This window comes from Pseudoxanthomonas sp. JBR18, assembly GCF_028198165.1.
Lineage (GTDB): Bacteria > Pseudomonadota > Gammaproteobacteria > Xanthomonadales > Xanthomonadaceae > Pseudoxanthomonas_A.
In genome coordinates this window covers 3660333-3672369 of the sequence record NZ_CP116339.1, presented here as the reverse complement: position 1 = coordinate 3672369, position 12037 = coordinate 3660333, and the positions used below count along the sequence as shown (strand labels likewise).

The following is a 12037-nucleotide window of genomic DNA, read 5'->3' as shown; positions in this document are numbered from 1 at the left end:
ATCGCATTCCATCACGAACCACGTCTGGAGTCGCCATGAAGCCCTTCGCACTCGCCAGCTGTCTGACTTTGTGCAGTATCGCCAACCTGGCCCAGGCCCAGTCGGAACCGATCGCCACCGACCGCCCCGATTTCGTCGAATCCAGCCTGACGGTCGGCGACCGCCGCCTGCAGGTGGAAACCAGCGTGGCCTGGGAACGCGATGAAGGCCTCGACGGGTACAGCACGCCGACACTGTTTCGCTACGGCATCGGCCCGGACTGGGAACTCCGCCTGGAAACCGACGGCTGGCAGACCGTGGACGCCCCAGCCGGCGGGCGCGACTCCGGATTCTCCGACGTCTCGCTGGGCGTCAAGCGTCATCTGACCAGCGAGGTCGGCGGCGCGACACTGGCCTGGCTGCTGCATGTCGATCTGCCCAGCGGCGCACACAGCGTGCGCGGCCGCGGTGCACGCCCGTCGTTGCGCCTGGTGGCCGAGTGGGAACTCAGCGACAGCGTTTCGGCCGGCGTCATGCCTGGCCTGATCCACGACGCGGACGAGGATGGGCACCACTACACCGCCGGCATCTTCGGCGCGGTGCTCGGCAAGGCATGGAGCGAACGCAGCCGCTCGTTCGTGGAAGTGGCACTCCCGCAGATCGCGCATCACGACGACGGCGGCACCCTCGCCCAGCTGAATGTCGGTTCGGCCTGGCTGCTCAACCAGGATGTGCAGGTGGACGTGGTCTACAGCCACGGCCTCAACGACCGCTCGCCCGACCACGCGGTCGGCGCGGGCCTGTCCTTCCGCTTCTGAGGGGACCGGACCCATGAAGATCATGCATATGCTCGCCATCCTGGTGCTGGTGGCGGTGCTGGCCTTGCTGGCACTGAGCGGCGTCGGCTACTTCGCACGGCAGGGCCTGCTGAGTTCGGTTTCCGCGCAGGTCGTGTCTTCCGATGCGCTGCGCAACCACATGCAAGCCGACATGATGCACGACGCGCTGCGCAGCGACGTGACCGCCGCCATGTTGGCCGCAACGCAGCAAGATGTGGACGGCCTCAAGGCCGCACGTGACTCGCTGGGCGAACACGCCGCCGAGTTCCATCAGGCGCTGGCCGAAAACCGCAAGCTGCCACTGGATCCCGCTCTGCGCGCCCAGCTTGAGGCAGTGACTCCGACCCTGCAGCGGTACATCACTGCCGCCGACAAGGTGCTTTCGCTGACCGAAAGCCACGCCGACAACCGCGCTGCCTATACCGACTTCACCGACCAATTCACTCGCCTGGAAACCAGCATGAGTGAGATCAGCGACCGCATCGTGGCGCTGAACGAACAAAGCCGAAAAGCCGCCGAACAACAGAGCCGGCGCGCGACCTGGCAACAGGCCGGCGCGGTGGTCGTGGCGGTGCTATGCCTGGCCGTCGCCGCCGGCTGGATCATTCGCTCGATCGCGCACCTGCTTGGCGGTGAGCCGCGTGTGGCAATGACCGCGGCGCAACACATCGCAGAAGGCCGCCTGGATCAGGCGATCCCGGTCGCAGCCAAGCACGGACGCAGCCTGATGGCGGCGCTGGCGCGGATGCAAAGGCAGCTGCGCGAACAGATCGAGCATGAGCGCAGCATCGCCGCCGAGAACCTGCGCATCCGCACGGCCCTGGACAACGCCTCGACCGGCATGTACATCGCCGATCCCGACTTGACCATCATCTATGCCAACACCACGCTGCAGACCCTGCTGCAGACCCACGCCGAGGACATCCAGGCCTGCGCGCCGGCCTTCGACCGGTCCCTGCCCCTGCTTGGCCAGCCGGTGGCATTGCTGGAAGTCGGCAACTCGCAGGATGCGGAGATCTACCAGCAGCTCGATCGCCAGGGCTCGGCACAGCGCGAGGTCCGCTACGGCGACGTCTGCATCGCGCAGGAAATCACCGTCATCCGCGGCGCCGGCGGCGCGCACCTGGGCTTTGTCTGCGAATGGCGCGACCGCACCGACGAGGCCCAGGTGGAAGCGGAAATCGCAGCGGCGGTGCGCAGCGCTGCCGACGGGGACCTCTCGCAGCGCATCGACCAACAGGGCAAGCAGGGCTTCTTCCTGATGCTGGCGCAGCAGCTCAACGGTCTGCTCGACGCCAACGCGGCCAGCATCGCCGAGGTCTCAAGACTGCTCAGTGCGCTGGCGACCGGTGACCTCACCGTGCGCATGGAAGGCGACTTCCAGGGCGTGTTTGCCACGATGCGCGACGATGCCAACGCCACCGCCGACCAGTTGGCCGACATCGTGGGCCGGATCACGCACGCCTCCACGGCAATCAACACCGCCGCCGGTGAGATCGCCGCCGGCAACAGCGACCTGTCGGTGCGTACCGAGCAGCAGGCCGCCAACCTGGAAGAAACCGCCGCTTCGATGGAGGAACTGACCTCCACGGTCAAGCAGAACGCCGAGCATGCCCGCCAGGCCAATCAGCTGGCCGCAGGCGCCGCCGACGTGGCCTCCAAGGGTGGTGCGGTGGTCGGTCAGGTGGTCACCACCATGTCCGACATCGAAGCCTCCTCCAAGAAGATCGCCGAGATCATCTCGGTCATCGACGGCATCGCCTTCCAGACCAACATCCTCGCGCTCAACGCCGCAGTGGAAGCCGCCCGTGCCGGCGAACAGGGCCGCGGCTTTGCCGTGGTCGCCTCCGAGGTACGCACCCTGGCCCAGCGTTCGGCCAACGCGGCCAAGGAGATCAAGGGCCTGATCGATGATTCGGTGAGCAAGGTCGCCAATGGCTCGGCCCTGGTCGACCAGGCCGGCAGGACCATGGGCGAGATCGTGACCAGCGTGCAGCGGGTGACCGACATCATGAGTGAGATCGCGGCCGCCTCGCAGGAGCAGTCCTCGGGTATCGAGCAGGTCAACCTGACCGTCACCCAGATGGACGAGGCCACCCAGCAGAACGCCGCCCTGGTCGAGGAAGCCACCGCCGCGGCGCGCTCGATGGAGGAGCAGGCTCAGGCGTTGATCGAAACAGTCTCGCTGTTCCGGTTGACCGACAACCCGCAATTAGCCCTGCAAAGCACTCCGCCCAAGGGTGCAGGTCTCGCCGCGCCGAAAGCCAAGCCGCACGTCAAAGGCCAGCCCAAGCTGGTGGCCGCCACCGAAGCCAGTGAGTCGGAGTTCTAAGGACGACGCTTCCGGCGTGACGATGGACCTATGGCCGCGCCCCTCCGGGAGTGCGGCCTTTTTACGGCCCGCTGCGCGACACGCATGGGACCGTACCCGCACCGACTTGTACGACCAGCAGCTTTCAAGACTGCAAGGATCTTGTGTTCGAAGCGATGCGGCACATCGCGCGTCTTTCGTTGCGACTTGAGCGCATCAAAAAAGATGGCGTTGTGTATTTCTGATTCTATGGAAAGACAAGCTTCAGTTCGATTTACGCGAGTCGCTATTGAAAAAGCAACGCGAATATTCGCTCTCACAAGGGCGGATTTCTGCGCAGCTCACACCCTCCATTCATGGCTCGCTCTGGGACCTGAAAATGAACAACTTCCTGCAACGTTACAACGTAGGCCGCCGCCTTGGCGCAGCCTTCGGCGTGCTTATCTTGCTATCGGGGCTGTTGGTCGCAGTCGGCCTGATGACTGTCTCCAGCGCACGGAGCGAGCTGGACAACATCGTCAAGGTCAATATTGAAAAAACGCGCCTGGGGAGCGCGATGCGCGATGCGAATTCCAACATCTTCATTGCCATGGGCACCTTGCTCATGACCACGACCGAGGAGTTGAACAAGCAAGCCATCGCCTCCATCAAGCGCGAACGCGACGCTTACCAGGCTGCACGTGACGCAATGGAGGCGTTTCCTGCCTCGCCGGAGGCCCGTAAGAATCGCGACGAAATCGACCGTAACCGCGACATCGCCAGGGCCTTGAACGATCAAGTCGTCGCGCTGGGCCTCCAGAACAAGAATATCGAGGCTCAGACGTTGATGAGCGAGCAGGCTCGGCCAGCGATGCTGGCCTGGCAGGCCAGCATCGCCCAGAACCTGGCCATGCAGGAAAAGCAGAGTTCGGCCAGCTATGCCCAGGCCGTGGCCTCCATGCAGCGCGGGAAATGGATGTTGATCGGCGGCGGCGTGGCTGTGCTGCTCATCAGCAGCCTGCTTGCCCTGGCCATCACGCGCAGCCTGACGGTGCCACTGGCACGCGCGACCCGCGCCGCCGAGGCCATTGCCGCCGGCAACCTGGATAATGATGTGCGCACCCAGGCCAACGATGAGAGCGGCCGGCTGCTCAAGGCCATGGGCGGCATGCAGCTGCAGCTGCAGCGCTTCTCCAGCGAGACCGCGCGCATGATCGAGCTGCACGCCGACAAGGACATGTCCCATCGCATGCCCGAGGACTTTCCTGGTGTGTATGGCGAACTGAGCAAGGGCATCAACACGATGATGTTCGAGCACCTGGATGCCATCGTCGATGCGATCGGCGTCCTCAACGAATACGCCAATGGCGACCTGCGCCGCGACGCACGCCGCCTGCCCGGCAGCCGTGCCGTCCTGCACGAATCGATGGATGCCGCCAAGGCCAGCCTGCTGGCGATCAATACCGAGATCAAGCGCCTGGCCGGCGCGGCGGCTTCGGGGGATTTCACCGCCCGCGGCGACGAGCGCGCCTTCGATCATGATTTCCGGGTGATGGTCGGTGACTTGAACCGCCTGATGTCCACCGCAGACACCAGCCTCCAGTCGCTGTCGGTGCTGCTCCGAGCGATCGCCGAAGGGGATCTGACGCAGCGTATGAATGGCGAGTTCCACGGTGTCTTTGCCACCATGCGCGACGACGCCAACGGCACCTGCGACAAGCTGGCGCAGATCGTGGGCAGCATCCAGGAGGCGGCGGGCAGCATCAATACCGCTTCCACCGAAATCGCCTCGGGCAACAACGACCTGTCTCAACGTACCGAGCAGCAGGCCGCCAACCTGGAAGAGACCGCCGCCTCCATGGAGGAGCTGACCTCCACGGTCAAGCAGAACGCCGAGCACGCCCGCCAGGCCAACCAGCTGGCCGTCGGCGCCGCCGACGTGGCCTCCAAGGGTGGCGCGGTGGTCGGTCAGGTGGTCACCACCATGTCCGACATCGAAGCCTCCTCCAAGAAGATCGCCGAGATCATCTCGGTCATCGACGGCATCGCCTTCCAGACCAACATCCTGGCGCTCAACGCCGCGGTGGAAGCCGCCCGTGCCGGCGAACAGGGTCGCGGCTTTGCCGTGGTCGCCTCCGAGGTGCGCACCCTGGCCCAGCGTTCGGCCAACGCCGCCAAGGAGATCAAGGGCCTGATCGACGACTCGGTGAGCAAGGTCGCCAACGGCACGGCCCTGGTCGACCAGGCCGGCAGGACCATGGGCGAGATCGTGACAAGCGTGCAGCGGGTGACCGACATCATGAGTGAGATCGCGGCCGCCTCGCAGGAGCAGTCCTCGGGCATCGAGCAGGTCAACCTGACCGTCACCCAGATGGACGAGGCCACCCAGCAGAACGCCGCTCTGGTCGAGGAAGCCACGGCCGCCGCGCGCTCGATGGAAGAACAGGCCACGCGCCTGAGCGAGACCGTGTCGCTGTTCAAGCTGAGCGCCTCGGCCCCGGCCACGCCGTCGCGGCCGACCCTGGTTGCCGCAACCCGTGCCGCGCCGCCGCGCAAGGCCCCGCCTCCGGCGGCGCGTCCGGCTCCACGCGCGATGCCCAAGGCGGCCGTGACCCAGGCCGCCGAGACCGCCCACTGGCAGGAGTTCTGAGGCCATTGAAAAGCCCGGTTCGCCGGGCTTTTTTGCGAAGTGGAGGGGTCCACAGCCGTCCGTGCCGCGACGCCACGGGACCTGTCAGATCGAGCACCAGTTAGTCTCACTGGACAGGATGCACAACGCGTCATGCGGCGGCATCAGGTTCCAGGCACCGCTGCCGATAACTCAAGCAACACGAACCCGCCCTGGGCGGCGTCCCGCACCCTCAAGAAACCTGGAACCGCCTGACACGGATCACGCGCCGCGCCAGACCGCCAATGGAACTCCCTCCATGAACAGACTCTCCAAGCTCCCCATCGGCCTGCGCCTGGCGCTGATGGTCACCGCGGCAACCGCCACGGCCCTGCTGCTGCTGACCTGGCTGGCCTACCGGCAGTCCGCCTCGGCCTACGAGACCCAGACCCAGCGCGGCCTGGAGACGGCCACCCATGTTCTGCACGACACCATCGCCCTCTACGACCGCTCGTTGACCGAGGACACCGAACGGCTCACCGGTGGCTTCGCCGCGATGCTGCCGGCGGGGCCGATCGCGAGCGACGCGGCGTCGGTGGTCGAGTTGGGCAAGTTCGCCGTGCCCCAGCTCACCTTTGGCGGCAAGCCGTTGAGCGGCGACTACCGCCTGGTGGACCGCTTCACCGCCAGCACCGGTGCGGTGGCCACGATCTTCAGCCGCACCGGCGATGACTTCGTGCGCCTGTCCACCTCGCTGACCAACGACAAGAACGAGCGCGTGATCGGCACCGCGCTGGACCACACCCACCCCGCCTACGCACTGATGCTGGCTGGCAAGCCCTACACCGGGCGCGCGCGACTGTTCGGACGCGACTACATGACCCATTACCGCCCGGTGGCCGACGCCGACGGCAAGGTCATCGGCATCCTGTTCGTGGGCGTCGACTACGGCGCCGGCCTGGCCGCGCTGAAGGAGCAGGTGCGTGGCATGAAGGTCGGGGACGACGGCTATTTCATGATCGTCGACACCGCGGCCGGCGAGAAGCAAGGCACCCTGGTGGTTCATTCCGGGCAGGAAGGCGCCCGCGTGGACAGCCTGGTCGCCCCCGAGGACAAGGCCGCCCTTGCCGCGCTGATCGACGGCAAGGGCGGCAGCGCGACCCTGGCGCTCGCACCCTCGACCAACGCCGAGCCGGTCCCGGTCATGGCCAGTGCCGAGCCGTTCGGCCCCTGGAAATGGACCCTGATCGGCGTCGAGCCGCGCACCGCCCTGACCGCGACCCTGCATGGTCTGATGCTGCGCATGCTGGGCCTGTCGCTGCTGGCGATCGTGGCCCTGGCGACCCTGGTCTTCATCGTCGCCCGGCGCCTGGTCAGCCGCCCGCTGGCGCGCGCCGGCGCCATCGCCCACGACGTGGCCGAAGGCAGGCTCGACGGCCGCATCGACACCTCCGCGCAGGACGAGGTCGGCGAGTTGATGAAGTCCATGCAGCGCATGCAATCCAACCTGAAATCGCGCATCGATCGCGATGCGGTGATCGCCAGCGAGAGCCTGCGCATCCGTTCGGCCCTGGAAAGCGTCACCACCAACGTGATGATTGCCGACCGCGACCGCACCATCGTCTACGTCAACAGTCCGCTGCAGGCCATGCTGCGCGAGGCCCAGGAGGACTTGCGCCGCGACCTGCCCCAGTTCAACGCAGACGCGCTGGTGGGCAGCAGCATCGACGTGTTCCACAAGCATCCCGAGCACCAGGCCCGGATGCTGGCCCAGCTCAAGGGCACCCACCGTGCCCAGATCCGCGTCGGCGGCCGGACCATGCGCCTGATCATCAACGCCATCACCGACGAGGCCGGCCAGACCCAGGGGTATGTGGTCGAGTGGGCCGACCGCACCACCGAGGTGATGGTCGAAGAAGAAGTGGCCTCCATCGTCAAGGCCGCGGCGGCCGGCCAGATGGACCGGCGCGTGCGCACCGACAACAAGGACGGTTTCTTCCTGGAACTGGCGCGTCAGCTCAACGAACTGCTGGAATCCAATGCCACCAGCCTGGATGAAATCTCCAAGCTGCTCTCGGGGCTGGCCGACGGCGACCTGACCGTACGCATGGAGGGGGATTTCCATGGGGTCTTCGCCCAGATCCGCGACAACGCCAACGGCACCTGCGACAAGCTGGCGCAGATCGTAGGCAGCATCCAGAAGGCAGCCGGCAGCATCAATACCGCTTCCACCGAAATCGCCTCGGGCAACAACGACCTGTCTCAACGTACCGAACAGCAGGCCGCCAACCTGGAGGAAACCGCCGCTTCGATGGAGGAACTGACCTCCACCGTCAAGCAGAACGCCGAGCATGCCCGCCAGGCCAATCAACTGGCCGCAGGCGCCGCCGACGTGGCCTCCAAGGGTGGTGCGGTGGTCGGTCAGGTGGTCACCACCATGTCCGACATCGAAGCCTCCTCCAAGAAGATCGCCGAGATCATCTCGGTCATCGACGGCATCGCCTTCCAGACCAACATCCTCGCGCTCAACGCCGCAGTGGAAGCCGCCCGTGCCGGCGAACAGGGCCGCGGCTTTGCCGTGGTCGCCTCCGAGGTACGCACCCTGGCCCAGCGTTCGGCCAACGCGGCCAAGGAGATCAAGGGCCTGATCGATGATTCGGTGAGCAAGGTCGCCAATGGCTCGGCCCTGGTCGACCAGGCTGGCAGGACCATGGGCGAGATCGTGAACAGCGTGCAGCGGGTGACCGACATCATGGGCGAGATCTCGGCGGCCTCGCAGGAGCAGTCCTCGGGTATCGAGCAGGTCAACCTGACCGTGACCCAGATGGACGAGGCCACCCAGCAGAACGCCGCTCTGGTCGAGGAAGCCACGGCCGCCGCGCGCGCCATGGAAGAACAGGCTACGCGCCTGAGCGAGACCGTGTCGCTATTCAAGCTGAGCGCCTCGGCACCGGCCATGCCGTCGCGGCCGACGCTAGTGGCCGCGACCCGGAGCGCGCCGCCGCGCAAGGCTCCGCCTCCGGCGGCGCGTCCGGCTCCACGCGCGATGCCCAAGGCGACCGCCACCCAGGCCGCCGACGGCGCGCATTGGCAGGAGTTCTGAGGCGGCAGCGATGCCTGCCGTCGCCGGACCGAGATCGGCCGCCCCCTCCCGGGGCGGCCTTTTTGTTGTGCCGATGCGTCGCTGGGCGCCAGCACAAGCCGCTTCGTGGACGCCCCCCTACCTACAAGACCTTGGTCGAAGACGTCGCGAATCTGTGATTCAACGCACATCAGCGCGGATTGCCACGTCTCACGCGTTCTTCAAGAAAGCGCGCCAGCACGCCGATATTGCTGTTGTCACACCGTCTTAACACTCGCCGTCGACCCCTGCACTCACTGGAAGAGCTCACGCTCAGGAGCGTCACATGAACCGCCGCGTTCGTCTCAAGATCCGCCTGGGAATGGTCGGAATCTGTCTGGCCGTCATGGCCCTGTTGGTGACGGTGGAGGAACTCGGCACCGCCCCCTTGAACCGTACACAGGACCGCCTGGTCGTCCTGCAGACCCAATGGGCGCCCGCGACCCTGGCCCTGCACGAACTGCGCGCCGAATTGGCCGAGATGCGCGCTTATGAACTGGCCCAGGTCTCCCATGGGGACGATGCGGCAGCCGTGGCCGACTACGACAAGCGCATCGCCGCCTCCCTGAAGCGCGCCACCCAGGCACTGGCCGACTACGAAGCCACCAAGCCGCCGGCGCAGCACGCGCCACGGGTGCAGGAGGTCAAGCAACGCCTGCGCGCCTATCTGGACGCCCATGCGCGCATCGAGGCCGCGGTGCACGACGGCAACCACGCCAAGGCCGACCAGCTCGCCATCGCCGAGGCCCAGCCGCTTCGCCGCGCCCTGTTCAAGGCGATCGTCGCCCTGACCGAAGACACCTACCGCCTGCCGGCCGCCCAGCCGCTGGCCGCCCGGTAAACCACCACAACACTGCAACCGGCCAACCGCGCCGAGGAGACGTCACAATGAACTGGTTCAATGACCTCAGGATCGGCGTCAAGCTGGCGATCGGCTTTGCCGGCATCACCCTGCTGTCCATGGCGCTGGGGGCCTTCACCTTCAGCCGCACGGCGACCTCGATCACTGAATTCGACCGCATCCAGAACGACTGGGTGCCGGCCACCCAGGCCATGGCGGAAATCCGCGCCCAGCTCGGCGAGTTCCGCACCTACGAGTTGGCCCAGATCGCCCGCGCCGACGATCCCAAGGCCGTGGAGGATTACTTCAAGCGCAAACAAAAGGTCCGCGACGATGTGGCTGCGACCCAGGGCGTTATCGAGAAATCGCTAATCGACCCGAAAGAAAAGGAGATGTACGCCCAGGCCAATGACACGCTGGGGCGCTACCTGGCCGCCAGCGCCCAGCTGGACGAGGCGATCCGCAGGCAGGACGTGGCAGCAGCCCAGTCCATCTCCGATGACCAGTCGCGTCCGCTGCGCCGCGACCTGTTCAAGCAGTTGGTTGCGCTGAGCGACCATGCGCTGGCCAAGCTGAAAAGCGAAATGGACGCGACTCGTGCGGACCTGCGTCAGACCAAGATGCTGATCCTGTTCACGCTCGCGCTGGTCGTGGCGCTGGCCGTTGCGATCGGCTGGTTCATCTCGCGCGGCATCACCCGCCAGCTCGAGGCGGCCGTGACCCTTTCGCGCGCCGTCTCCCAGGGCAACCTGGAGACCCAGGTCGAGCCGCCCTCGCGCGATGAAATCGGCGCGCTGATGCGCGACCTGCTGAGCATGCGCCAGGTCATCCACAACGTGCTGGATGCGCAGCAGGAAATGGGCCGCCAGCACGGCGAAGGCTGGATCAGCTATCGCATCGACGAGGACGCCTTCCCCGGTCAGTACGGCGAAATGGTCCGTGGCACCAACGTACTGGTCGCCACCCACATCGCCGTCAAGATGAGCGTGGTGGAGATGGCCAAGCGCTATGCAATGGGCGACCTGTCCCAGCGTATGGAAGACCTGCCCAACGAAAAGGCCGTGGTCAGCCAGGCGGTCAACGACGTGCGCACGAGCATGTTGGGCATCAATACCGAGATCAAGCGGCTGTCCGCGGCGGCGGCGGCGGGCGACTTCACCGCACGCGGCGAGGTGGATCGCTTCGACTACGACTTCGCCGAGATGATCGGCAACCTCAACAACATGATGGCGGTCAGCGAGCAGAGCCTGGGCGAGCTGTCCGGTCTGCTGCGCGCCATCGCCGACGGCGACCTGACCCATCGCATGGAGGGCGAGTTCCATGGGGTGTTCGCCGCGATGCGCGACGACGGCAATGCCACCATCGAGCGGCTGACCGAGATCGTCAGCCGCATCCAGGATGCGGCGGGCAACATCAATACCGCTTCCAGTGAGATCGCGGCCGGCAACAGCGACCTGTCGGTGCGTACCGAGCAGCAGGCCGCCAACCTGGAAGAAACCGCCGCTTCGATGGAGGAGCTGACCTCCACGGTCAAGCAGAACGCCGAGAGCGCCCGCCAGGCCAACCAGCTGGCCGTCGGCGCCGCCGACGTGGCCTCCAAGGGCGGGGCGGTGGTCGGTCAGGTGGTCACCACCATGTCCGACATAGAGACCTCCTCCAAGAAGATCGCCGAGATCATCTCGGTCATCGACGGCATCGCCTTCCAGACCAACATCCTGGCGCTCAACGCCGCGGTGGAAGCCGCGCGCGCCGGCGAACAGGGCCGCGGCTTTGCGGTGGTCGCCTCCGAGGTGCGCACCCTGGCCCAGCGTTCGGCCAATGCCGCCAAGGAGATCAAGGGCCTGATCGACGATTCGGTGAGCAAGGTGGCCAATGGCTCGGCCCTGGTCGACCAGGCCGGCAAGACCATGGGCGAGATCGTGAACAGCGTGCAGCGGGTCACCGACATCATGAGTGAGATCGCCGCGGCCTCGCAGGAGCAGTCCTCGGGTATCGAACAGGTCAACCTGACCATCACCCAGATGGACGAGACCACCCAGCAGAACGCCGCCCTGGTCGAGGAAGCCACTGCCGCGGCGCGCGCGATGGAGGAGCAGGCGAGCCAACTCAACGACACCGTGGCGGTGTTCCGCACCCATCGCGCCCAGGCCGGCGCCAAGTCCGAAGTCAGCCGCTTGCTCGACGCCAACCGCGTGCGCCCCAACACCGCTTCCGGGCCCGTCAAATCCGCCACCAAGCCAAAGGCGCCGGCGGCGCGGACGGGCGCAGCACGCAAGCAACAGGAATCCAGCAGCGTGGCCGCCGCAGCCCACTGGGAGGAATTCTGAGGGCGGCCAGCGCTGGCCGACGGACAGGCGGC

6 protein-coding genes are annotated in these 12037 nt (G+C 66.3%); all 6 read left to right on the top strand.

Annotated features, from left to right (window positions below):
- The first annotated feature begins 35 nt into the window (after nucleotides 1-35).
- Nucleotides 36-797 carry a transporter gene (locus tag PJ250_RS16650; RefSeq protein WP_271645703.1) on the top strand — a complete coding sequence of 254 codons (762 nt, stop codon included), beginning with the start codon at nucleotides 36-38 and terminating at the stop codon, nucleotides 795-797.
- Nucleotides 798-810: 13 nt separating this feature from the next.
- A complete protein-coding gene (locus PJ250_RS16645) occupies nucleotides 811-3150 on the top strand; it encodes a methyl-accepting chemotaxis protein (protein WP_333909486.1) in 2340 nt (779 codons plus the stop codon).
- 358 nt (nucleotides 3151-3508) lie between these two features.
- Complete coding sequence (locus PJ250_RS16640; protein ID WP_271645702.1) at nucleotides 3509-5758, top strand: methyl-accepting chemotaxis protein; 2250 nt, start codon at nucleotides 3509-3511, stop codon at nucleotides 5756-5758.
- Between the two features lie 277 nt (nucleotides 5759-6035).
- Nucleotides 6036-8819 carry a methyl-accepting chemotaxis protein gene (locus PJ250_RS16635; protein ID WP_271645701.1) on the top strand — a complete coding sequence of 928 codons (2784 nt, stop codon included), beginning with the start codon at nucleotides 6036-6038 and terminating at the stop codon, nucleotides 8817-8819.
- Nucleotides 8820-9123: 304 nt separating this feature from the next.
- A complete protein-coding gene (locus PJ250_RS16630; RefSeq protein WP_271645700.1) occupies nucleotides 9124-9678 on the top strand; it encodes a Tar ligand binding domain-containing protein in 555 nt (184 codons plus the stop codon).
- Nucleotides 9679-9725: 47 nt separating this feature from the next.
- Nucleotides 9726-12005 carry a methyl-accepting chemotaxis protein gene (locus PJ250_RS16625; RefSeq protein WP_271645699.1) on the top strand — a complete coding sequence of 760 codons (2280 nt, stop codon included), beginning with the start codon at nucleotides 9726-9728 and terminating at the stop codon, nucleotides 12003-12005.
- The last annotated feature ends 32 nt before the right edge of the window (nucleotides 12006-12037 follow it).

Coding starts and splice junctions, on each gene's coding strand:
- PJ250_RS16645 (WP_333909486.1), top strand. CDS start 811: ATGAAGATCATGCATATGCTCGCCATCCTGGTGCTGGTGGCGGTGCTG.
- PJ250_RS16635 (WP_271645701.1), top strand. CDS start 6,036: ATGAACAGACTCTCCAAGCTCCCCATCGGCCTGCGCCTGGCGCTGATG.
- PJ250_RS16625 (WP_271645699.1), top strand. CDS start 9,726: ATGAACTGGTTCAATGACCTCAGGATCGGCGTCAAGCTGGCGATCGGC.
- PJ250_RS16650 (WP_271645703.1), top strand. CDS start 36: ATGAAGCCCTTCGCACTCGCCAGCTGTCTGACTTTGTGCAGTATCGCC.
- PJ250_RS16630 (WP_271645700.1), top strand. CDS start 9,124: ATGAACCGCCGCGTTCGTCTCAAGATCCGCCTGGGAATGGTCGGAATC.
- PJ250_RS16640 (WP_271645702.1), top strand. CDS start 3,509: ATGAACAACTTCCTGCAACGTTACAACGTAGGCCGCCGCCTTGGCGCA.